Origin of the sequence: Paraburkholderia sp. SEWSISQ10-3 4 (genome assembly GCF_030464785.1) — a bacterium.
GTDB lineage: Bacteria > Pseudomonadota > Gammaproteobacteria > Burkholderiales > Burkholderiaceae > Paraburkholderia > Paraburkholderia aspalathi.
The window spans coordinates 197,040-219,491 of record NZ_JALPRI010000002.1; the positions used below are offsets into that span (position 1 = coordinate 197,040).

General features: G+C 58.7%; 18 protein-coding genes. 8 read left to right on the plus strand and 10 right to left on the minus strand.

Annotated elements, in window-relative coordinates; genetic code table 11:
• Positions 1–232: 232 nt before the first annotated feature.
• Together M0D68_RS06820 and M0D68_RS06825 are read right to left on the minus strand one after the other, a co-directional pair.
• The gene (locus M0D68_RS06820) at positions 233–1,216 is read right to left on the minus strand and encodes an HNH endonuclease (protein ID WP_266224040.1); all 984 of its coding nucleotides are present in this window, start codon (positions 1,214–1,216) and stop codon (positions 233–235) included.
• A 183-nt stretch (positions 1,217–1,399) separates the two neighbouring features.
• A complete protein-coding gene (locus M0D68_RS06825; protein WP_266224041.1) occupies positions 1,400–2,062 on the minus strand; it encodes a hypothetical protein in 663 nt (220 codons plus the stop codon).
• 202 nt (positions 2,063–2,264) lie between these two features.
• Here M0D68_RS06825 and M0D68_RS06830 point away from each other — a divergent pair, with 202 nt between their 5' ends.
• The 4 genes from M0D68_RS06830 (at position 2,265) to M0D68_RS06845 (ending at position 5,546) form a co-directional block, all read left to right on the plus strand.
• Positions 2,265–2,480: a hypothetical protein gene (locus M0D68_RS06830; protein WP_266224042.1), complete on the plus strand. Its 216-nt coding sequence runs from the start codon at positions 2,265–2,267 to the stop codon at positions 2,478–2,480.
• Between the two features lie 87 nt (positions 2,481–2,567).
• The gene (locus M0D68_RS06835; protein WP_266224043.1) at positions 2,568–2,849 is read left to right on the plus strand and encodes a hypothetical protein; all 282 of its coding nucleotides are present in this window, start codon (positions 2,568–2,570) and stop codon (positions 2,847–2,849) included.
• 1,426 nt (positions 2,850–4,275) lie between these two features.
• Complete coding sequence (locus M0D68_RS06840; protein ID WP_266224044.1) at positions 4,276–5,190, plus strand: hypothetical protein; 915 nt, start codon at positions 4,276–4,278, stop codon at positions 5,188–5,190.
• Complete coding sequence (locus tag M0D68_RS06845; protein ID WP_266224045.1) at positions 5,187–5,546, plus strand: hypothetical protein; 360 nt, start codon at positions 5,187–5,189, stop codon at positions 5,544–5,546. Before M0D68_RS06840 ends, M0D68_RS06845 begins: the two co-directional genes overlap by 4 nt.
• On the opposite strand, the gene M0D68_RS06850 is transcribed toward M0D68_RS06845, so the two are convergent.
• The 8 genes from M0D68_RS06850 to M0D68_RS06890 form a co-directional block, all read right to left on the minus strand.
• A complete protein-coding gene (locus tag M0D68_RS06850; RefSeq protein ID WP_266224046.1) occupies positions 5,540–5,863 on the minus strand; it encodes a hypothetical protein in 324 nt (107 codons plus the stop codon). The genes M0D68_RS06845 and M0D68_RS06850 overlap by 7 nt on opposite strands.
• A gap of 42 nt (positions 5,864–5,905) precedes the next feature.
• A complete protein-coding gene (locus M0D68_RS06855) occupies positions 5,906–6,343 on the minus strand; it encodes a hypothetical protein (protein WP_266224047.1) in 438 nt (145 codons plus the stop codon).
• A gap of 988 nt (positions 6,344–7,331) precedes the next feature.
• On the minus strand, positions 7,332–9,968 hold the full coding sequence (locus tag M0D68_RS06860) for a S8 family serine peptidase (RefSeq protein WP_266224048.1): 2,637 nt from the start codon (positions 9,966–9,968) through the stop codon (positions 7,332–7,334).
• A 1,117-nt stretch (positions 9,969–11,085) separates the two neighbouring features.
• On the minus strand, positions 11,086–12,246 hold the full coding sequence (locus tag M0D68_RS06870) for a hypothetical protein (RefSeq protein WP_266224050.1): 1,161 nt from the start codon (positions 12,244–12,246) through the stop codon (positions 11,086–11,088).
• A gap of 57 nt (positions 12,247–12,303) precedes the next feature.
• A complete protein-coding gene (locus tag M0D68_RS06875; protein WP_266224051.1) occupies positions 12,304–13,050 on the minus strand; it encodes a hypothetical protein in 747 nt (248 codons plus the stop codon).
• 1,178 nt (positions 13,051–14,228) lie between these two features.
• Entirely contained in the window at positions 14,229–16,037 is a 1,809-nt protein-coding gene (locus M0D68_RS06880) for a hypothetical protein (protein WP_266224052.1), read from the minus strand.
• 170 nt (positions 16,038–16,207) lie between these two features.
• Entirely contained in the window at positions 16,208–17,059 is an 852-nt protein-coding gene (locus M0D68_RS06885; protein ID WP_266224053.1) for a hypothetical protein, read from the minus strand.
• 73 nt (positions 17,060–17,132) lie between these two features.
• Complete coding sequence (locus M0D68_RS06890; RefSeq protein WP_266224054.1) at positions 17,133–17,873, minus strand: Rha family transcriptional regulator; 741 nt, start codon at positions 17,871–17,873, stop codon at positions 17,133–17,135.
• A gap of 229 nt (positions 17,874–18,102) precedes the next feature.
• Between M0D68_RS06890 and M0D68_RS06895 the strand changes: the two genes are divergently transcribed.
• The 4 genes from M0D68_RS06895 to M0D68_RS06910 all read left to right on the plus strand — a co-directional run bounded on the left by M0D68_RS06895 (position 18,103) and on the right by M0D68_RS06910 (position 22,307).
• The gene (locus M0D68_RS06895) at positions 18,103–18,357 is read left to right on the plus strand and encodes an AlpA family transcriptional regulator (protein WP_266224055.1); all 255 of its coding nucleotides are present in this window, start codon (positions 18,103–18,105) and stop codon (positions 18,355–18,357) included.
• On the plus strand, positions 18,315–18,725 hold the full coding sequence (locus tag M0D68_RS06900; RefSeq protein WP_266224056.1) for a hypothetical protein: 411 nt from the start codon (positions 18,315–18,317) through the stop codon (positions 18,723–18,725). The genes M0D68_RS06895 and M0D68_RS06900 overlap by 43 nt, the downstream gene beginning before the upstream one ends.
• A 33-nt stretch (positions 18,726–18,758) precedes the next feature.
• Complete coding sequence (locus tag M0D68_RS06905) at positions 18,759–19,403, plus strand: hypothetical protein (protein ID WP_266224057.1); 645 nt, start codon at positions 18,759–18,761, stop codon at positions 19,401–19,403.
• 135 nt (positions 19,404–19,538) lie between these two features.
• The gene (locus M0D68_RS06910; RefSeq protein WP_266224058.1) at positions 19,539–22,307 is read left to right on the plus strand and encodes a hypothetical protein; all 2,769 of its coding nucleotides are present in this window, start codon (positions 19,539–19,541) and stop codon (positions 22,305–22,307) included.
• Positions 22,308–22,452 lie beyond the last annotated feature (145 nt).

Below are 22,452 nucleotides of genomic sequence, written 5' to 3' on the forward strand. Positions count from 1 at the left end.
GCAGCGCCTCAAGCGATGAGCGTTGCACCTACCGTCCTCGCGCGTTGCCGGTTCGAAGGTCGCAGTTCGACCCGAAGCAGCCGTCCAGCGCGTTACAGACCAGACGTCGAATCTTGAAGCAAAACAACCATTCGATTTCCTAAGCAGCCTGCGTATCGTCAGGGCATTGCCGCGGGCTGCCTTTCGCCGGTGTAGTCGCGCCGACGCAGGGCGATGGCCGAGGCCCGCAGTCTCAGACCGTTGCCTGGCGCACCGCGTCCCGTAACGCGCTCCAGGATCGTGTTCTTTCGAAAATGGAATCCCGGTGGATCTTGAGATATCGGCATTGTTCCGAGTTGAAGCCGCCAACGTTCAGGACCTCCGGCAGAGCCCATGCGCGCAGGACCGAGCGGTCCTGGAAGCGGGAAATCAATAGGGTCCCGTCATCCTTGAAAGAGATTCTGCCCTTGTCGAACAGATGGTCAACGTGCGGCGCCAGAAACAGGCCGTTATTGCCGTCCCAGTGCTCATCGCCCTCACACAGCGTCCAGGGCTTGATGTGACTAGCAATCAGATGCGCAGTGTCCTCGATACCTGTGACGCGACAACGTTGCTCGAAGCGTAGCAGGTTCGTGCGATAGCGCCCCTGGCCGATTCGCGCTTTCTGAATCGCTTCACGGTCCTTGGGGGAGAACTGGCTTCGCCCTATGGCCTGGACTTTGGCAGCCGCTGCTTCTTCACGCAAGAGTTCAGCCTGAAGCGCCCACTTGGGGCTGCGCTCGCGCAACTCATACAGAAAATCATCATCGGATCCGCGTTTTGCGCCACGTTCCTGGAGCGTGAATCGTACGAACCCCGTCTTGCCGAAGACTTCGGAGGTTGAACAGTTGACGGTTGTATCCCAGCCAACGCTAATACGCTTAACAATCTCTGTCGACTGCGGATATGGCCCAGAGTCGCCTGTGCAGCGCTCAAGACTCGGCTTTTCCAACACGACGCCGAGCGCAAGGATTCCCACCCCGTCCTCATAAGCAAAGATCGGATCGCCTGCCTCGATCATCCCCAATACGCGATCGTGCGTGTCGTCCTTCTCGGGCGTAAAGTAGGCGGCCTTCGCAGGCATCCAGAACTTGAAGAATGCACTTCCTTTCTTGTCGTACGGATGATCCTTTCGGTACGAGTGGATATCGGTATTGACCCAAAAGAGTGGATCTGGGCTAGGTTTTGTTTTTGGCATAACGTGATCGGACTTCTGTGGGTGGTACTGTGGTCCGGAGCAATCTGGCTTCCATTCTCCGGAATACGTTGATTACCCGATCTGACAGCTTGTCACAACGGTCATTGCTTTAGTGGATTCAGCTCGCTGCTTGGTGGCCTTTCTTTTTCAAGCATGGCCTTGCGAAGGCCCTTCGAAGTAGCCTCAGTACGTGGTGCAGCGCGTGTTGCCGTACGAGCTCTGACAATTGGTAACGACGGGTTGCGGACGTCTCAGGGAATCGCTGAATCGCTGGAGGGCGTCACTGATCGCCTGCATCTTCTGGCGTTTCTGGTCCGCCTCAAACTCTTCCTGTTGTTGCTCCAGCGCTTCGTTTGCGACGCGTTCCCGCGTCTCCTCCCGTTCCTTGTCCTGTTTGGCTGCTGCGGCTTGGGCCTGTGCGCGAGCTTGCAGGGCAGTGTTGTAGTTCAGGAAAGCCTGCAAGTTATCTGAATCCGTCGAAACAAACGTGGCGTAGTCGATTTGACCTGAATAGAGCGATGCACGGAGCTTTCTCGAATTCGAGACAAAAAGGGCGAACGCGCTTGCTGCCTCCCCGTTGAACAGGGCGCCAAACTGCTGCTCGCAGAACGAACGGTCCTCGTCATACGCAACGAGCGCTTGCTTCTCAATCTTCGTCGGCTTCGAGTGATCGGCAAGCTGCTGTATGGTGGGCGACGTGATGACCTCAGGCAGCTTCGCACGGATCGGATCTAGTCGTTTATCTGCATGCGCACGGGCCGTACAGACGTCGTCTGCGAAGGATTGATCCACTCCAACAAGAGCGACCACTGCCAGCAGCATCGCGACGATCCGTTTCTTTTCCATTTTGCTCACCCATTTGCAGCCGACGGCCGCCAGAACAAGAACAGTGCCCCCAGATGTGATATCGGCACTTGGCTCGGAAGGGTTTAACACCCGAGCCAAGCGCAACTCGCCGCGCTCGCAGTGCGCGAGCTGCAGCTCGATCCAGTCGCGCCCACGGCCGATTACTCCAAGCTAACCAGCGCGCCCTCAGGCAATGCTCGCAATGACCGGCAACGGCGCGCAAGCCGAGTGGTCGGAGCGCATCCGCCTAGGCACCCTGTCGGAGGGAATTGCGTTGGATTTTGCGGAGCTGCCACGCTTCGCTGATGCGGCGTCGCTGGCAAAGCTGTTCACGGACGGTTGGCGGCTGGACTATCGATCGCCGGTGGTCCGCAACATCCGCGACATGTGCGCGGCACATCTGTTGCGCTCAACGTAGCGATCCCAGCGCGCCAGTAATCTGCGGACACAATTCCCGCCGAACTTCGTCAAGCACCCCCAATCTCATCTTTTAAGGGGGTGCAACATGCTTAGACTTATGGCAATTCTTGGTTTAGCGGCCGCGCTGTCGGGCTGCGTCGCATATCCTGCCGGCTATGGCTATGCCGATCCCGCATACGCTTATGGCCCCGACTATGCGCCAGCGTACGGCTACGGAAGTATCAATGTCTGGGGCGGTGGAGGCGGCGGTTACCGTCGTGGGGACTACCACCATGGCGGATGGGATCACGGCTATGGGCACGGACACTGGGAAGGCGGTCATGGCGGCGGTCATGGCGGTGGGCATGGGGGCGGGCACGGACACTAAATGCGTCCTGATTCCGCTTGCAACACCATACTGCCACTATCCCGCTGTCGCCCTTGCGCTTGGCCGAGTGACTGTCTCAAATCCCTTTCAGGCCGCCTCGTGCGGCTTTTTTCTATGCGAGAGGATCCCGCTGCCCTACGTACATCCGCCATTCTGGGAACTGCTCGAAGAAGCTTTCACTCACGTAGACCAGATAGAGCGTGGGCGAGCTCGTGTTCGTCGTAATCTCCGGCTCGTTGAAGATGGTCACTCGCGCTAGCACGGCCGCAATGGCCCCCTTAGAGGTGACAGCGGTCACGCGCTCCATCAGACGGTCGGGCAGTACTGGAGGCCGAAAGCCTTAAAATTAGCCGAAGGGACGTGGAGAAGCACAGCAACTGCATGCCAGCGCGATCTCCCAGTGCTATCGTTTCACGTAATCGCGCTCTGGAACAAGGGATTATGTCCTTTTTGACAATCACCAGTGGTAAAGGCGATCGAAAGACCATCGGCGTTTCCGCCGAGGGGGTGCCGCAATTGAGCGGGGTGGGGCGAGTTAAAGGCTTTGAGTCGGTAGGATATGCCGAGTTACTAGAACGCCTCGAGCACGCGATAGGCTGCTGGAGGATCACCGTGTCCGAGGATCAAAAAAAACGGAAGGAAAGGTCGTTTTGAGTTCGTCCGGTGGGCCACTTTCGCGCGACATAATCGATTTCTACATCTCCGTTCCGTCGGTCATGTTCGACCGCATATATCGGATGATGGAATTGTTTTTTACTTCGGACTCGAGCGAATTCACGATTAGAGTCCACGGTTTCGCACCAGAATACCCGATAGAAGTAGGGATGACCGATCAGCCGCATTGGTTGGTGGAACTTTGCGATCCGTTGCCTGTGACATTCACCGAGGTATGGTGTGACATGAGTGCGGCCGGTTGACGACCGGCCAAGAGCGCGATGACCCTGCTCATCGTGCTCATCGCGGGCAGGGCCATTGTCAGTCGCGGAGCGGACCTTCGCGTGTCGGCGTGAAAGCACTGTCGAGCGACTCTAGTTGGCCGAACCCGGTCCTATGATGATTGGCTCGCCGCCATCACGCCCCTCGCGCAAAAGGGCACGTGATGATTCCTTCCTACGCCGCAAGCACCGCGCAAACGGCCACGGTGCAGGGGCCTTTTGTCTCACCCCGGCAAGCCCGCGGGCGTACATATCCGAAGTGGACAACCAAATCCGAGCCCGCCAAGCCGTCCCAGACGCCGACCATCCCGAGGATTCGCCACTACGACCTAGCCGCTCTGCGCCAGTTCTCGCCAGCCGTATCCATATTTGACCTGCTCCCCGTTGCCACATTTCGACAACATGGACGACCTAGACGCCGTCTAGGAAGCCGTCTAAAAAGCCGTCTCGTTTCAGGGCGTGACGCCAGACTGATTGCAATAGGAGGAGTTATGGCAAAGCAGAAACTGACGCCCCAGCAGTGGCAAGCGGCTCGCCGCGAGTGGGAAAGCTCACCGACTGAGAGCTATGGATCGGTTGCAGTTAAGTACATGATTTCAAAGGCGCTCGTAGGCCAGCGTGCGGCTGCTGAGAAGTGGCAGAAGGACGTTGGGGCGACCCCGTACGGGAAGAATTCGGGCGCTGCGCCGGGGATTCATAATTTACAGGATGCCCCGTCAACTCGCCAAACGAGCGCCAGCCTAGACGCGACCGGCTCGCAAAATTCGGGGCAAGTTGGCGATGTGTATCGCGCGCCTGCCTCAGACGCAGAGGGTCGCGTTGATGCCGTGGCCGCTGAGTACATTGCGAACCGCACGACGCCCGAGTTTGAGGATGTCCAGTATCCGGTCGGTATGGTGGACGCGTTCGAGCGGCGCGAGTTCGCGGATGCGGCAATCGTTCGTCGTCAAAAGCAGATTAACGCTCTGCAACGCAAAGAGCTTCAGGCCGTAAAGTCCAAGTTGTACGCCGCAATCCGAGCGTCGGACGGCAAGAATGGGCCGTCGCTGGCGTTGGCCGTCAATCGCAATATCGACTCGCTGAAGGCTCTGCACGCCGAGGAGCGTGGCCGAGAGCTTGAGCGCGTGGCACTGACCTTGGAGGAGTACGCGGGCATGCCGACGCGCCCAAATGCCTGCCTCATTAAGGTCGTCCAGCATGAGGGCGCGAGCTTCGATGAGGCGGACAACTCGCCCGAGGCAGTGAAGTACCGTAATGAGGCTCGCCGCGTCCTGAGCGCCGCCAAGGATGAGCTTCTGTCCGCTGGCCTGACGCCAGTTCAGGCTTGGGCCGCGATTGGCCGCATGCGCGGTGCTGCTGCGCTTACCGGGGAAACTGTGGACGTGGAAGCGAAGGAGATCCAATGAAGCCGATGCCAAAAGTGAGGGGAGCCGCTCTGACTGCGCGCCTGCATGCGATGCTAGCCGAGCGCGGTATTGAGCCGCCGCGCATCTATCCCGATATGAGAGCCGCGCGCCGTTTCCATGTCGCATGTACCGCGCCGGCGGTGACTGTCTACCCGTCGCCATACGTAATCGAGCGCCTGGCTCACGCCGCGGCTGATGCGAAGATCGCCGTCGATCCGGTGTATGCCGAGACCGTCGAAAGGCTGGACCGTGCGCTTGCATCGATGCTCGATGAGGGTGTCGGCTTGGCAGCGCCCCGCGCGAAATCGACGTGTGCGCCCCGCGCGCCGCACGTGATGACCAACGACTATCACTGATACGTGGGGAGCGACATCAATGCAGTGGTCGCTGTACCATCCGCCCCGAAGCTCTCCAGATATTCGCGCTGCCCCGGTTTTACGCGTACCTTGTCTGTGTGTTGATACACGCCTGCATCGTCATCCCACACGATGACATACACCTCATCGCCTCCCACAATCAGATTGGCAATCTCGTGATGGGTCATAGCCTTTCCCACATCCAATCCCGGGGTCGTGTCTATGGGATCGTGCAAGCTGTACTCATGGACTTTGGCTTCTTCCACTTCTGTTCCCGTGCTATCAAGCTTGATCCACGAAATACCGTAGACACTCATTGTTGCCCCCTCCGGTTGTGCTGAGACCCTCACCCGTTCTATCTATATGCGTTCCCGCTCATACGGGTCATAGTCGTTCAAGGCTGTAGCCTGAGCCTGTTGCCTGCTCCGCTGGGCTTGCAGTCGCTGTTTTGCATCAGGATCGACAGGGAGCGCGAGGGGGATCTTGAACCGGAGGCGGCTAGAGTGTTCTTCGTTTGCGGATGCCTTCCGGTCACCACCTAGCGCAAGTATTGAGGCAACCTTTAACTTCGCCTCTGCATTTGTTCCCTTTTCCTCGTTTACGGTCACCGCCACGTCGAAGTCAACGAGGAAAACGCTTTGACCATCCTCCATCGTTGCGAAGTGTGATTCGTCACGGCTCGATGTATAGAGGGACGGATTTACAAACCCACCCTGCGAGTGAACGGCCTCCTGTGCCTCCCGAACACCTTCAGCGATCTGCGTTAGGCTCGTGCGAATAAACTCTTTCAGGTCCATTGCCGCACTCCAAATGAGTGGAAGTAGTGCCTATACGCCGTGCCGCGTTAGGTTTGGCTGATTTCGCAGAAGACACTACCACAACCTTTTCGGAGAAAGATGCCGTCGTCACGTTGTAATTGATTTCGAGTGGCTGAACGGGCGCAGGCAAATGCTGTATGTTTATACAGCGTTTTTTTATGAATTTCCGACCATGATGTGCCCCCCCTTGACTGCCGACGATCTAGCTTCGCACCACCCTAAGCCGAGCAGCGCACGCCGATTGCGATGATTTCCAAGGCGCATTCAAGGGCTGCCCCTTCCGTCATGCCCTCTGATAAAAATGGCGACAGGCTGATTCTCGTAGGATGGTCTCCACTTCCGTCTGGTCGCCGGATGAACACGTCTGCATCGTGCGTATCGACGAGGGTCGCCGTCAGCAAGTGTCCGCGCCCAAATCGCTGTCTGCTCGGGTTTACCATGTGACCACTTCTGTCTCAGGTCCAGGAAATTACCTTATGTCGCCGCCGTTTGGGCGAGCGCTTCGGAAATCGGCGTCCGTAAGATGGTCTGCCGGGTGATGCTGTGTATTCGAGTGCATGGCGATATCAAGAGATCTGTCTTAAAGCGGGCATTGGCCGTCATCGGCGAGGGGTAGCTATCTGTAGTCCCGCTAGGTCATGCACGCGCCGAAGGCCCTGAGGTGGTTGACCGCCGCGTCGATATCAAGGCACTTCCTGGCGTCATGAGCACGTGTTGCCGGTCTGGTCAGCGCAATGGGAGCGGTCAGATTGCCTATGCGGTTACCGAGCCAAGGTGTTCTCCAAAGACATCTCGCGCATTGAGCCAATGATATCGCGACAGTGCTGGCCGCAAGAGAGGCAGGCGGCGGCGCACGCGCATGCGGACCATTCGGTGCACGTTGCCAAGCGCGTCGGACGAGACGCTGCCGTTCTGCCGAAGCCCCCAACGCCTCCGGTTCCAACCGACTGGCGGAGCGACGCCGCTCCTACTTCAGAAGATCGAACAGCGCTTTTGCGTCAAGCATCCCGTGTCCCGGCCCCGGATTGTGCACGCCCGAGAAACGCGTCGTGGAAATGAGCGCGGCGCGAAGCTGCCGCGCATTGTGCTGAGGTTGATTGAGCTGCTTTGCACGGTGAGAGAAGACCAGCGCAAGCGCTCCCGTCACATGTGGTGCCGCCATGCTGGTGCCGGTCATCGAAGTTCCCGCGCCGTAGTTGTTATTCCCGGCCAGCGCCGCCGTAATGTCTTTGCCGGGCGCGCAAAGATCAGGTTTGGCACGACCGTCGCGCGTCGGCCCGAAAGACGAGGAAGAGGTGAGCTGCAGTGGCGCTCCCACGTGACATGCTGCAACCGTAATGACGGTATCAGCCGTACCGGGGATGCTCAGGGTGACCTCTGGCACCTCTGTCGAGAAGCGTACTGCACGCGCATCGTCCCGCTCCACCCAGACATTCACCACCGGATCGCGGCTGCGGACATTGACCCCTTGAACATTGAGTGACCACTGCCCAGCTTGGATCTGCGCGGACTGCGGGGCAATCTGGATGACGAGGCGATTGTCTCCATTGTCGACGTGCCGCTCGACGAGTTCCATCAGTGCAACATTTCCGCCGAGCGTATGTGTGACCTTCTTGTTGCTGTGCGAGACCACTGGCGACGCATTACCCGCCGGATCCACGAGCGTGAACTCAAGGTCGTCGAGCGCTCCGTACCAGACTTCGAAGTAGTCCTCGTAGCGGAAAGTCGCGTCAGACTCCCAGGTGATCGGCATGAGGCCGTTGAAGGCTTGGATACGGGCGTGGCCGCCAAACCCGCGCTCGTTGCCGGCTGACTTCACCACCACGAAGCCCGGGTCCCGGCCTTTGTGGGTGATCGAGTCGAATCCGGCTTCGAGCAGCGATGTGCCATCGTGCGCACCGGCATTCATGCCCAGACTGACATTGACCGCCATGGGTAATGGATCGGTCAACACCGTGTTGTGGCCCGCGGCGACGCGCTTCAGGAAATCGAGTGCCTCCAGATGGCTCGCGGAATAACCGACGCTGACGGGATCTGCCGGATTGCTCTTCAGCTTCGGCATCACCACGACGATGCCCGCGTCAGGAGCCATACCGTTGCCAAGTCCACCCACGGCCCTTCCCGCCGCAATACTCGCGACGTGCGTGCCGTGCGCACCGGGATCACGCAGCTCAGGCGGGACCGGTAGTGCCAAATTGACCATTTGCTGGATATCGCTCGCAAGCCACAGGCGTCCGAGGGTCGAAGGGAACGTTGTATCGATCGCATTAGGGCTGGGCCCGACGGCATCGTGCTGATTCCAGATCGCGAGTATCCGCGTCTTGCCCTGGCCATCGAGAAATGCCTCGTGCATCACGTCGATGCCAGTATCGATGATGCCCACCAGCGCCCTGTCTCCGCGTTCGCCGATCGCCGGCCCGTGCACTTGGTCGCCGGACACGAACGGCACCGAATCCACAAGCTCGTGGTGTCCGCCTTCCCGGCTGATCTCGATCCCGGTGACCGTTGGATCGTTCGCGAGCTGCTGAATTTTCTCCAAGGTGCCGCGGGCCGTGAGGATGCTCCCGATACGGGCGGTAGCGACAATTCCCGGGGGCGGCACCCAGCCCTCGTCCGTGACGCGAACCACGACAGAGACTTCGTCGGTCGGGCGCTTTCGTGCCCTTGCACCACCACTGCTTTCGACAGATTCCTGCGCGGCGCGGCTGTCCGACTCGACCGAAAGCGCGGCATCGACGGAGGTAGCGCCGGTCCAGCGCCGAATGGCCGCAATATAGCGTTCGAGTTTGTGGTCGACGAAGCTGGAGCCCGGAATGAACCCCTCGACTGATTGATCAAGGGCGGCCCCGCTTGCCGAGCGACCCTCCTTGGCGAGCGCCGCGCGCACGCGATGGATTTCCTTCCTTAGCCGCTCGAACTCTTCTATTGACAGTGGGGCCGGTTGGATCTGCGCTGCATGCGCTTTGGAATCTGCGAATTGCACGCGCCCGCTACCGTCGAAATGAACAAGTTGCCCCACAGGCGAATAGCTTGGCGGCACGCGCGCCACGACATCGTCGTCATTGACTAAGCGGTAGAAGCGAAACGGGAAGTCGGTCTCGAACAAGGCCTGCAAGGTTTCATCCCCAACCTGTGGCTGGCCGAACGTTAGCACAGTCGCGGATTCCAGGACCTCTCTGAACTCGGCAGCAGCTATGGTCGCCAGAGCACCTCCAAGGCCGTGACCGGTGAGCCATGTACGCATGCCAGCAGTGCGAATCTGCGAAAGTGCAGATGCGAGCTGCTCCTTAACGAGGTCGAATGCTGCAGCGAAACTTCTGTTGACGTTGGCATAGCCCCGGTCCTCTAGCCGGAGGTCGAAATTCCCGATCCAATCGCAGATACTCTCTGACCCGCCGAACGCAATAAGCAGAACATCGTTTGTTGCCGCTACAAATCCCCGTGCACTTCCTGCCTCGAACCCGCGGCACCTATCGAATTCCCAACTGGAGCTCGCGATGTTCTCGACCGTCGAATTGCGTTCATAGGCAAGCTTTGAGGCGAGCGCCAGCGAGAGGGCGCTGTCCCAACTGGGGCCGTTCCACAGCGAAGACAGTTGAAACATCGTTGAACTCCAATAACTTTAAGCGAACGAGATTCGTCTGACAAAGGCCAAGGAGCCAATGCAAATGACAACATGCTGCGCGCTGCGGCGACATCGCATCGCCTGACGTTGAATTGTAGCTTCGGTCGGCTGCACGCGTGATCCGCTTGGTGCGATAGACCACATACGCCTTTCGGGGCGCGCGCCGGGCGAACGGTCAGCAGCTGCCGGTTTGCTGCGCCCGTCCCCGACTGTCAGCTTAGTGGCGGCGAGTTTGCTCCCGCGAATGTCGCTGTAGGGTCGCGTGCTGCCGATCGTCGACAGGCAGGGGCCGGTCGAGTACGGAACTTCGGCATCGCACCGGGTTCGGCTATCTACGGAAGTTGGCCCCTGCTTGCACGCGGACTTCGAACATCGGCCCAAAACAATGGCCCTGCGGATACTCCGCCAGACCGTATGGCCCTCAAGTGTTACTTATGCGTCCTGCGAGGAAAGGTAACGTTTGCCCTCGACGAAAATGGAACGCTAAAATGCCATCGCCGATTTCGCGAACAACAAATGAGTGGAGTTGCGATGGTTCTTTATCATCACGGCGCAGCAATTCAGCCTTGCGTCACGAAGCATGGCAAAGCCTTTGTAGCGCGTGCATCAATCTTGGCGGAAGACGGTGAAGCTACCTCACTTGGGAATCTCGGAGAGTTCGCGAGTCAGGAACGCGCGTTCGCGTTTGCAGTGCGCAGTGCCACCGCATTCGTGGATGGCGAATCCCTGCCGCGTTCACCTTTTGAACTAGCCTTGACCGCGTAGGAGCCTCTTAACGTGGCGGCGAGATCACGTCCCACGCCGATGGCGCAGTGAATGCGGAGCTCGAATTCACGGTCCTCGGCAGTGACAAGATCTTCGCCATCGTCGCCGGGGCTAGCTGCTCTCAATACGGCAGCGGCAACGGCCCACGACAGATTGTCGAATAAAGTGCCTTCGGCGACGCCAACCACGGCGGATCGCTGTCGCCAAAGGCAGGCACCGGCCTGGCCATGAGCGGACGGTGGCGCGGTCCCACCCCATTTGAAGCTAACCGCAAGAAAACAATGCGGCTGGGCCGGAAACGTGGGGTAGCGCTTTCTCCTTCAAGTCCGCGCTAGCCCCATTCCTTCGCAAGTTCAATATGGCCGAAGTGGGTCAGGAGGTTTACGAATGACGCTCTGGTCTCGCTGGTTGGTCTAACAGCATACGCCTCGCGAAGAAGCGCTCGAGCATTGTCCACGTCTTTGATAAGCAGATTTAATTGCGCGAGTCCGACTAAGCTTGCAAAAGTCGTCGGCGTCTTGCCACCATGCATCGCGAGCATCGCGAAAAACGGTTGTTCCGGTTCCATCGGGTTTTCAATCCAAAGCGGTGTACGTCCATCGCGGCGGTGCTTCTTCACCAGATCGACTGTGGAAAGAAGTTCATGCATCGCAGGCACGAGAGAGGAGGGGACGACGAATCCGACAATCACCCTTTCCAAATCATCTGGCGAAATTAGCCAGAATGGTGGCTGGCTCACGTCTTCAAAGACGTCAATCAGCGGAAATTTTTGCTTCGATGCTAAGAGAGATCTTGCTGGCCACGGATCGTGAAACGAAAACCAGCCGCGCGGTATATGTGTATTTCCTCGCGGGTGAACGAAGTCGACCCCATTGAGGCCGCTAATAGCTATGTTATGCCCGCTCTGTCCATTCGTGGTCATCACCTGCAGCACCGGCCGATCAATGTCTAACTCGAAGCAGAGGGCGGCGAGCAGCCAAACAAGCACTTCGGACTCTAAAATTTTCTTACGGGTGATGCGCGTAGTCGCTTCGCCTTCAAAACGCTTCGAAAGGAATAGAACAATCGGGTCTGCGGAATACAATTGCTGGGACGCCCACGTCTCCTCAACTGTTATCCCATAATCGAATAGTTCAGGGCCATGCTTGGCTACGTAATCTCGAAACTCAGGTTCAAGTTTAAGGATTTCGAAGGATCTGAGTTTTGCGCCAGTGGGCCATTTGTTCTGATGAATCCAGATCCTGCCGACCCAATGCCCTAACTGCTCCTTCATTTCCTCCGAGCCATACTCAGGATACTTGTAGGATTCAAACTTTGCGTCCTGAGTGACGTATTTCCAAGACAGCGCGGTCAGCAAAGGTGCGAGTGGATCCGGATTCCCGCGTTGAATCGGATTTTTCCGACGATCCCCCCGACCGCCAAATTGCAGGTGGGGCGTCGCCACATTTCTCTTTGCCGGAAAGAATCTGGCGGGCCAAGAAAGCCGGATCATTCGACGTACCTCCTAGTCAGTTCGATTGGCTTGATCCCTTCGGCCGAACGCCGCTGCCTAGAGATCACTCGGCTCGACCGCGTCGAAGAAGCTTTTGTCGTCTTGCTCTTTGACCGGTTCCGCACCTTCGCCTCCAAATCGAAGCCCGAGCAGGAACGGTTTGACGCGGGACAGCCTGAACAACGGGGTCAAGCCTTTTTGAGCAATGACTCGGACAATGTCGCCGCTCTGGGCGTTGACGGAGAAACCAGCATCCAGCTTAGCCAAAGTAGAAGGGTCAACGGCTGCTTTGGCGGTAAGCTCCAAGGCCGCTTGCGCTGAGGTCGATACCATGATGGTCGCCGAACCGGCACGAACGAGGGTATCTATCACACACCACTCCCTTCGCCATTGATCCTTTCCATTTCGAGAGAGTTCCACAATCGATTTGCCAAGGGTGACTTTGTCGTCAATTTCGTCCATATAGCAGTCCGACGCCTGAAAGATGAACCCACCCTTTTTGCTGAATTGAATGCATACACCGGCTTTGGCTGCGGGTAGTGTCGTCCCGGCGGCAAGCTCGCCTTTTACTTTTGTCAGGATCTTCACACCTGATTCGGACGTAAAGCTGAAGTCTGCCGGATGGCCCCCAAGTCTAGACGTATAAGGAATACCAAGGTTTTTAAGAGAGGTCACTTGTTTGAACACATTGTTTTCGACGATGCCGACGTCTCCGAGCGAAACGCTCATGTTTGGCATCCAGCAAGCAAGGAAGGCAAACCTTTTATAAATATCCCGAACATAAATTTTCGCCGCGCCAGTCATGTCAGATCCTTCGTTTAGTTACGTCGTTGACCTTCATCGAACGATCGCCTTGCCTAGCTGACGGGAGCGGCCGACGCGCGGATGCCTCGGCGGCAGGTGGCTTGGCGGGAGGCTTCGGCCACGGCGACCTCCCTTTCTGTTTATAGACGAAGACGAGCGGTGATTTTCAGAACAATTGACTCATAGCGCTCTCGGCCGCAAGCGAACAACCCAGCGGGTGCGCACTTTCTATTGTCACCTCTCTGTGACAATTCGCCGCCTTCGGTCATTCGAACACGTAGCGTGAACGAGCTTGCACCAACTCGGCACGAGCTATAGTAGGTTTAGCATGAGGCGTCACCCAGACGACGCCGGTAACCCAGATGGGCGACTCCCAGCGGACGGCAATGCAGTCGCAGTCCGGGTCGTACGGTGTAAGGCGGAAATACTCCGATACTTGATCTCGCCATGAGGTTGAACTGTTTTACAGCGGGAACGTAGGGTTGGCAGCGTTGATAATGAGCCAGCGTCGCAGCCTAGATCCACAACCACAAAAGCTGCTCCTGCCGGAGAATCGTCAGGCGGCTTGGGAGTCTTCCGGCAGGACAAACCGCGTATCCGCCCCTTCTTGGGAATCCAACACTTCCCTTCGAACCGCTTGATTGAAAGTGGAGGCCACTGTGCCCGACACAAACGAAATTCCGCACGCAGATGGAACTACTACAGTAGTTGAAGTTGACAATGACGGTAACTTTTACGTCTATACAACTGATTCATCAACCGGTGACCGAGTTGTTGACGGTCCCTCCGCGGAAATCGGTTCCAATTACACTCTGAGCGAAGTAATGGCGAGCTATGTACGAGCGGACGACCCTCCTGGCGACGCAGATCTGGGACCTGCCGATGATGCCGAGTCCGGTGGCGACGACACCATTGGCGCTGAGTCAGGCGAAACGGACCCTGGTGGCGCGGAGCCAGGAGGCGCTGAGCCCGAAGGGGCGGAGCCTGATGGCGCGAGCGGCGGTTAGATTTCTTTTAAATCGATTTCGTAGCGATTGAGTCAAATTCTTGTACGCGGCAATTTTTCGCTTCGTCACACAGTGCATTGCAGCGTGCCGTGATTGAACAGCGGGCCATAGGTCTCGATGCGCGCGTATTGACGGGATTGAGGTGGATCGTGCCGCCCGGCGCAAGGGTGTTCATGGTGAGTCTCGGTGTGGTGGTGGGTTGATTTGCGCGTGGGCCATGCCGAACAGAACGCCCATATAGGCGTGCGCAGTTTGCGCGATGGGGCCGCTTTGTGCCTGGGGAATGCGCTGGGGTGCTGTTGACGCTCGGCGCGGCGCCTTTTCTAGCTTGCGCTGCTGCTTGCCGGTGAGCTTTTTCGGGGGTTCATTTGTGCGTTTGGCGCAGGGCTTACTTTTCAGCTTTGCTGTCGAATCAATGACTTGCGGATCGTCTTCTTCGTCGGTGTATTCCGGATCGCACATGCCGAGAACGATGGCCGCCTCTTCATCGCTGATGCCGCGCTCTTTGGCGTAGTCGCAAACGTACGTCGTCACGCCGTCGCGCACGAGGTAGCAACCAGCCCATTCCGATTCCTGCTCAGGCTGCTCAGAATCGCTCGCAGCATGCTCTACCACTTCAGGCAATGCGATGGCATCGGCAGCCAGCGTGGACGGCTCTGTAGGCTTGCTATCGAACGAGGCGCGGGCGGCAGTCGCATCCTCAATCGTGTCGAAGTGGCCAAGGTGGACGGCGCGACCTGCTTGGTAGCCGCGCGCACACCACTTATTCCTTTTCACTACCCAATGAACACCGTTGATGCCGGATGTGTTGCGGGTGTGCAGCACTGAGCCATTTGGATCGAGCGGAAATTCGACGGTTCCACGCGTCCTCAGACGGTAATGCGCCAGTGTGGCAGAGATGCTATGCGCTTTTGCGAGCCCGGAAAGCGACGGCTTAGCCTCGCTACCGACCTCGATAACCGGCACAGGCCAGCCGTCGGTGAGCCATTCGACAAACTCAGCCAGGCCGTCGGCGGTAAAGTCCCAAAATGCTGCGATGGAATCCGAGTCAAGTGCGGGCTCATTGAGCGACGCACGATAGCCTGCGTCGTCCTCTTCGTCCATCGGCGGCAACCATCCGCAGCGGCGCGCTTGACGGCTGCCATCCGAATCGCTTTCGTCTGACGGCGCGGGCTTTACGTAGAGCGGCGTGTCCCAATCGACAGGCGATGCAACAGTGCTGGTCTTCTTGCCGGTACGCCGTGTGCCGCGATGAGTGTATGTGCGTTTCGGCTTACTAGGCTTCTCATCGCGAACCATACCGGGTTCCCACGGCGAAAACGGCGGCGGCGTCCACAATGAAAACTGCTCGATGACCTCGTCGCCGATGATCGTCTTGACAAGGGTCGCGCCGGGCATCGTGCGCTCAACGAAGCGGCCGCACTCGAAGGCATCCATGCACAGGCTAATGTCTTCGATCTTGCGCTTGCCATCGGCCGTCTTTACTGTGATGGTTGCGTTGCGAAGGCCAGCCCACTTGCGAATTGGCATGCCTTTGCTATTCACCCCACCGTTGACAAATTCGCGTTCGCGGTTGAAGCACGAAACGCAAACAGTGTTTCGCACCAAGCGCATCTTGCCGATCAGGCGCTTGTTCGTCATGCCACTCTTCAGGCAGCGGATGCAGGACAACGAGCCTTTCGCGGCAGCGCGTTCATGGCTGTCCGCGCGCTTGTTGTTGATTATGTCGATAGCCGTGCGCTCGCTGACGCCCGCATTGAGCACGCCGACGACGCAACCACGGCACGAAACGCGGCTGCCGCTCAGGAAGTTCGACTTGCACGCGGACACGCTGATGTCGGCACGGAGTGGGCTGCAGTGAAACGTCGGGGGGAGTTCGGGATAGGCTTCGAGCGGGCGCAAGGCCACGTCCTCAATCCGCATCGGGACGGGGAGGGCAATCGTACGCCCGATAGGTTCATGCCGCGCTGCGAATCCCATGTGATGCCCCTGTGTTTCGATACACAGAGACTGGTGTCACGAACGTTTCCCACGAAGCCGCGCGTTTCCCTTGTCGAATAATGTTTTTATGCAAGTGGTAACGGCGCAACTCGGGCAAGAAAAAGCCTTGTCGAAACCGGGCTCTTTCAGCAGGCTCAAAACTGAGTCGGTTACTCGCCGCGCAGCTTCGCCATCAACGCATTGGGCACTGCGCCCACGCCACCAAGCGCGAGGCTGTTGGCGATCACCTGGGCGGATTGTGCATCGATGGCCCCATGCGCAAGCGCAGCGCCTGCAGCAGCCTCCACCTGCGGCACGGTGTACTGCGGCGCTGCCATGCGCAGGCCGCGCACTGAGGCGGTGGGAAGGCTCTTGGCGAGCTTTTCAGAGGTGGCGGCAATCTTTTTATTCAAGTTCTGCATGGGCGTGACTCCCAAAATTTTGTCTAAGCGTTCGCGGACGGTTTCAATGGATTTCGTAAGTGATGCGGTGGTCGGCTTTGCGACCGCAGTGCGTGCCACGGGCGCGATATGTGCCGCGCCGAGTCCGTACCTGGTCTCGAAATCCATGCCGTGCTCCGACCCAGCATGCGCCTTAAGGAACTGCTGTACGCCTGCCTTCAAACGACCGAATGCGCCCTTATGGAGACTCTTGCTGAATCCTTCTTCCTCTTCGTCGTCTTCGGGACCCCTGCCGAATTCGCTATCGTCGGCATTGGTGCCACGGGCGGCGCGCATGCGTTCGAGGTAAGCGTCTTCTGCTTCGCGTTCCTTACGCTCGCGCTCGGCGCGAATGCGCTGGGCCGGGGTCAAGTTCGGGCCCACGCTTCCCTTGCGAATCACTGCAGCCGGATTCGCTGGGGCGCGGTGGTCGTGGTTTTTATCTTTCTTCAGCAGGGTGTGCAGCGCGTCGGGATGGACGCTCTTGAGCATGTGCGAATGGTCCGATCCGCCCAGCAAATTCAGGTGCGCGAGCAGCGCTTGATGACCCGCTGAGGCAGGATCGAAAGTGCCTGTAAACATGGTCTAAATCCTTTGCCCGGCATCCCGGGCTGCGTTGGTGTGTACACCAAATCGGTGCCATTCAAATCTATGGTCACGAAGCCGCCTGCGGCCCGGCGATGTCTTCGATGCGCGGATGGTATCGATCTTCGAATGGGAGGTTCAACTGCAGGCGTCCGATGGCCGAACTCTCTCCAGCCTCGTCGCGGCGAATCCTGTGACCCAGTGTGGCGAGCCCGCTCGCGTGGTAGCTCGCCTCTGATCGCATCTTGTCCATGCGCTGCACGGTGCCAACGTCGCACAGAGCCTGAAGATCGCCCTTCAGTTCGGCGATGTAGTTCGCCATCGCATTGAAGCAGGCTATGTACTTTTCCATTACGAGCGTCGCAGCCTTACCGCTGAGCTTGCCAACGAGGAGAACGTAGCCGTCGCGCGTCATGCGAATCATGCGGCGCGGCTTGTTTTGCTCGTCAATGTATTCAGCCTCCTCAAAATTGAGGCGGCTAAATTCCTCGCTGCATCCGAGGTTGTCGTATTTGCGCAGAACATTGTCTGGACGCATGCCGTAACGCTTTGCGACCTCGTGCGACGTTGTCATGGCGCGGTCGCCAATCATCTTGACGGCGTCCATGAAGTCCTTAGGCGGCTCGAACGACTTCACCAGGTCGCGGACACTTGAGCGCGCGGCGGCCCATTGGTGAACCTCCTTGCGGTCGAAGTGCATGTTTCCGCGCTCGCCGTTGCGTACGGGCTTCGGAAATGAGCCATCGTCACGCTTCAGCGCGCGGGCGATGGTGCTGCATGACAGACCGGTGGCCTTGATCGTCTGGGACATGCTCAGTGTTTCTATTTCGCACACGGCGATTCTCCTTTGATGGTGACTGGAGAATCGCGTCACGACGCGGCAAGGTGTGCTGCGGTGATCGAATCCACGCGAACCCGCTACGGCGGATTTTTTACGTCGGTCGAATGTCGCGCCTGTCCATTCCGAGCAATTGGACGTAATCACATGTGCGAATAAATTCGCCTTCGTTTGCACGTATGCCGCCGTTGTCCGAGTCGTGATGAAAAGATACGTCCACGGCAACGAAACGTTAGGGGATGCAATGACGAACCCAATCGAAGCCGACGATCCAATGATTAGCCTTGAGGATGTATCTGCGATGTTGGCAGTGAGCAAGCGGACCATTTCTCGGCTCATCAAAGAGGGTGACTTCCCTGAGCCATATCGCATTTCGGCGGCGGTGCTCAGGTGGAAAAAGTCGGTAGTACTGGAATGGCTGAAGACGCGGCAAGCGCCGCAGGGAGCAAAAGAATGACAACCAAACAGAACACCAAACGCGCTACGGAGGCCGCAACGATGTCGAAAGAAGACCTTAGCAAGCGCATCGCCGCTGCAAAGCTCGAACTGAACAAAGCGCTTGTCGCCGGAGATCCGACCGCAAAGCTGCGTGAGTACCTGCGTGAACTCGAAGCCGAGCAGAAGAAGCTCGTTGACTCCGAGGACGCTCAGATCGCCGCGAAGGAGGCCGCACAGCGCGACGCGCAAGCCGCCGAGGCCCAACGCATCAACGAGGCCGCCGAGACGCTTCAGGAGGCTCGCGATAACCGCTTGGTCGCACTGTCGACGCGCTTCGCCATTCCGGCTCGCCCGGTATTCGATTCGCGCAACTCTTTCAGCGCATAACCAGTACATCGAATCAAACAGGAGTCTATGACTATGACCACGCAAGCACTGAACAATCTGGCCCACGCCCGCGCCAACCTGACTGCCACCGCCGAGCGCGCAGAGCAGGCCCACGCTGCCCAATCGAAATTGCTCGTCCGCAGGTCCGAAGCCGAATCTCTGGCCGCCGCTGCCTTCAGCGACTTCCGCGCCGGTAAGATCAGCGAAGAGGTCGCCGCGCTTCGCAAGGCTTCCGCTGAAGCCGATGCGAATGACCTTAAGGCGTTGATCGACCAGGGCGCCGCGGCGCTCGTACAGCTGAATGCAAACCTCGCGGCTGCTCAGGCGGCGGAGCGTAAAGCCGAATCCGTTGCTCGTAGGGAGGAAGATGAGGCTACGGCAAGCACGCTGACAAGCCACATCGACAACCTTAAAAAATTGCATGCGGAGGCTGTTGATGAGCGCCATCAGTTTTACCGCAAGATGGGTCTTAATACGGCGGCGATGGAATTGCTGAAGTACATCAAGGAACTCGAAAAGGAATTCCTCGACGCTGTCGCTGAACGCTACCGCATTCAGGTCGAAATGAATCCGCGTACCGGTCCGAATTCGCGTGTGGCAATTAACGTGTTTGACTTCTACAGGCCGTCTGCTGCGCTTGGCGAGTTGGTTCGCCAGGGCACGAAGCCGCACATCTAACCCGAATCACGGGCCGCCTCGCGCGACCGATTAGCAGCACGAAAGGCCCTCATTGCAGGGCCTTTTTTCATTGGTTCTCGCCCTTTGTAGTGACGCCACGATAAGGTTATCAAACACGTATTCGGAGCAGTGCAAATGAGCGAAGTCAAGATCGGAGTTGGGGCAAACGTCGGCGGGGTTGACGCGGCGATCCAGAAAATCACTGCGTCCATGAACAAGCTGGGCTCTGCCGTCGCGCAGAACCAGAAGCAGAAGTTCGAGCCGGTCGATATGAAGCTGATGGCGCGCGATCTCGCGCTTATCAACAAGCAATTTCAGCAGACCCTCGCGCTCTCTTCGCAGCTTCGCAACGCGCTGAAGGCGACCGGCCAGTCTGGCGCGCATATCTCGCAGATCGACTTTTCCAAGCTGTCCGCAGACCCGCGCATTGCGCAGCGCATGCGCGACCGCGCTTTCCTGCACTCGGTACGCGGTACGGCGCTCGACCCGACCGCCTACAACGAGACCGACGCCAACGGCAACATCATTCCCCCGGCTCCCCCTGGTGGTGGCGCTGGCGGTGGCTCAGGCGGCTCCGGTGGCGGTGGCGGCGGTGGTAGCGGGCGTCGTCCTCGCCGGGGTGGCGGGGGTGGCGCTGGCGGCTCTGGCGGTGACGACGAGCAGCCGACCTCATGGTGGCGTCGTCGCCCGGGTGGAAGCCTCGGCACGGCGACCGCACTGGCCGCCGGCAACGGTATCGGCGGCCCTCTCGGCAACATTCTCACCGCAGGCATCGCGGGCGGCCCTATCGGCGCGCTCCTCGCTGGCGTTACCTCGACCATCGGCAAGGGCATGGAGTGGGCCGGGCAGGGCATGGATCAAGCCAAGGCCCGCAATCAGGACCTTGACCGCCTTAAACGGTCGATGGGAGACCTTGGCATTGCCTTCGGCGACCTGAGCGAACAGTCATGGAAGGCTGCGCAGGGCCTGAGCATTGCGAACGGCGAATTCGTCAAGCTCGAAGGGCAGGCGAACGCGGCAAGCGGTGGCGCGTATCACACTCCTGCCGAACTCTCGACTGCCACGCGCTCGGGCGCGGACCTCGGGCGCGCGTATGGCCTCGAACCGTCGCAGGGCGTCAACTTCGTGTCTGGTATGCAGCGCATCAACTCGCGCCAGAACAACAAGGAACTGGCTACCCAGCTTGCGGAAGCCATCGTCAATGCGCAGAGTAAGGCGACGCCCGGCGAGGTCATGCAGGAAATGCAGAGCTTTTCTGCCTCGCAGAATCGGTTCAACGCTGTTGACCCGAATCTGAATGTGTTCGGCAACGCCTACGGCTCGATGCTGGCTGGCGATATGACGGCGGACCATGCCTCTTCGATCCTTGGCACTGCAAACTCTGCCATGCAGCATATGGGCGGCACTGAGGCGACGAGGAACTTCCTGACGCAGCAGTTCGGCATGGACCCGATCCGTGCGCAGCTTCGCGCAGAGGGCGGCTTGTTCGGAAATGGTCTGGACAATCAGGATGTTGGTACGTTCATGTCGCGCCGCGGCGTCAAAAACTGGGACAGTCAGAATAAGGGGCCTGCCGGTTCGAACCTCGCGGTAACCATGCAGGGCCTCGACAAGGCTTACTCTGGTCGCGGCCAGTACGGCTCCAGCATGGAGCTTGACGCCGTAAAGAACATGTTTGGCCTTAAGTCGCTCGGCGACGCGGCCAGCCTGGCGAACGCGAGCACGTCGGACCACAACGGCATCGGTATGGTGCTGAAAAACGCCGGGGTTGACCTCGGCGACGTGCGCGAGGGCGGCCTGCAGGCTATCGCCGGTATCTCGAAGGCCGGTTCGTTTGACGACCTCGACAAGCTCTACCGCACGGGACCGGACGCGATCCGCAACCGCAAGGATATGCAGCCCGGCGACATCGCTGCGATGGACAAAGCAGAGCAAGGCGGCAACTTCCAGCAGATGCAAAACGAAATGGTGCGCGTGCTATCTGGCAAGGGGCAGGAGGATACGCAGGCCACGATTCAGCGTTCTATCGACTCGAACATCGAAAACATCAAGACGCAGATCGGCGAGCGCCTAGTGCCATACTCGCAGAAGGCGATGGATGGCATTCTGTGGATGGCAAACAAACTCGGTGCGGGCATTGCGGGCCCTGTCGATCCGAGATTTGTTGGACCTCAGAAGCCGACTGATAAGGGTTTGATTCAAGCGGTCGATGACTCGCACGTGTCCCGCGCCAAAGTGGACGGCATGCACACTGCGACGGGCGGCACGGCATGGGACAAGATCGTTGATGCGGGCACTGGCATGTTCAACGCTGGGCGTCGCGCGATTGGCGACACGCGCCTTGGTGGACTTGAGCAGCAATACGGCCTGCCGAATGGTCTCCTCGATGGCGTTTGGGGCGCAGAAACGTCGTGGGGCGCGAATAACCGTACGTCTGGCGCGGGCGCCAAGGGCAACTTCCAAATGCTCGACGGCACGGCGAAGCAGTACGGCGTGACGATTGGCAGCTTCGCCTCGGAGTCGGACGGCGCGGCGCGCATGTATCGCGACCTTCTGAAGGTCAATCACGGCGATGTAGGCAAGGCGCTCGCCGGGTACAACTGGGGCCAAGGGAACCTCAACGAAGACATCAAGGCGCACGGTGACAAGTGGCTGGATTTCGCCCCGAAGGAAACGCGCGACTACATTGCGAAGATCGACCCGAAGTATCTCAAATCGTCGGGTGGTGGCAATGGTGGCGGCGGGTCCGATGGCGGTGGCGTGACCATCTTCATTGAGCAGAACAACAGCACCAACATCGGCGGCGTGCAAAAATCGAAGAAGCTGTACACCACGATCAATCCACCGACCTCTTCTGGAACGACGCAACGTGTTTCGTTGCCCGGCAACAACGTGAGCAACTGATCGATGGCCCGGTTAGCCGGGGTTTGTTGGTAAATGGTGAACTGCGAATCGTGACGCGACCATTCAATCTAATCTCCCGCGTGGAGATCATCCTGGCTTCGGCCTTTGCCCGCTCTTAGAGGTGGGTATTTTTTTGCCTGGACGT

Coding starts and splice junctions, on each gene's coding strand:
- M0D68_RS06820 (WP_266224040.1), bottom strand. CDS start 1,216: ATGCCAAAAACAAAACCTAGCCCAGATCCACTCTTTTGGGTCAATACC.
- M0D68_RS06825 (WP_266224041.1), bottom strand. CDS start 2,062: ATGGAAAAGAAACGGATCGTCGCGATGCTGCTGGCAGTGGTCGCTCTT.
- M0D68_RS06830 (WP_266224042.1), top strand. CDS start 2,265: ATGACCGGCAACGGCGCGCAAGCCGAGTGGTCGGAGCGCATCCGCCTA.
- M0D68_RS06835 (WP_266224043.1), top strand. CDS start 2,568: ATGCTTAGACTTATGGCAATTCTTGGTTTAGCGGCCGCGCTGTCGGGC.
- M0D68_RS06840 (WP_266224044.1), top strand. CDS start 4,276: ATGGCAAAGCAGAAACTGACGCCCCAGCAGTGGCAAGCGGCTCGCCGC.
- M0D68_RS06845 (WP_266224045.1), top strand. CDS start 5,187: ATGAAGCCGATGCCAAAAGTGAGGGGAGCCGCTCTGACTGCGCGCCTG.
- M0D68_RS06850 (WP_266224046.1), bottom strand. CDS start 5,863: ATGAGTGTCTACGGTATTTCGTGGATCAAGCTTGATAGCACGGGAACA.
- M0D68_RS06855 (WP_266224047.1), bottom strand. CDS start 6,343: ATGGACCTGAAAGAGTTTATTCGCACGAGCCTAACGCAGATCGCTGAA.
- M0D68_RS06860 (WP_266224048.1), bottom strand. CDS start 9,968: ATGTTTCAACTGTCTTCGCTGTGGAACGGCCCCAGTTGGGACAGCGCC.
- M0D68_RS06870 (WP_266224050.1), bottom strand. CDS start 12,246: ATGATCCGGCTTTCTTGGCCCGCCAGATTCTTTCCGGCAAAGAGAAAT.
- M0D68_RS06875 (WP_266224051.1), bottom strand. CDS start 13,050: ATGACTGGCGCGGCGAAAATTTATGTTCGGGATATTTATAAAAGGTTT.
- M0D68_RS06880 (WP_266224052.1), bottom strand. CDS start 16,037: ATGGGATTCGCAGCGCGGCATGAACCTATCGGGCGTACGATTGCCCTC.
- M0D68_RS06885 (WP_266224053.1), bottom strand. CDS start 17,059: ATGTTTACAGGCACTTTCGATCCTGCCTCAGCGGGTCATCAAGCGCTG.
- M0D68_RS06890 (WP_266224054.1), bottom strand. CDS start 17,873: ATGTCCCAGACGATCAAGGCCACCGGTCTGTCATGCAGCACCATCGCC.
- M0D68_RS06895 (WP_266224055.1), top strand. CDS start 18,103: ATGAAAAGATACGTCCACGGCAACGAAACGTTAGGGGATGCAATGACG.
- M0D68_RS06900 (WP_266224056.1), top strand. CDS start 18,315: ATGGCTGAAGACGCGGCAAGCGCCGCAGGGAGCAAAAGAATGACAACC.
- M0D68_RS06905 (WP_266224057.1), top strand. CDS start 18,759: ATGACCACGCAAGCACTGAACAATCTGGCCCACGCCCGCGCCAACCTG.
- M0D68_RS06910 (WP_266224058.1), top strand. CDS start 19,539: ATGAGCGAAGTCAAGATCGGAGTTGGGGCAAACGTCGGCGGGGTTGAC.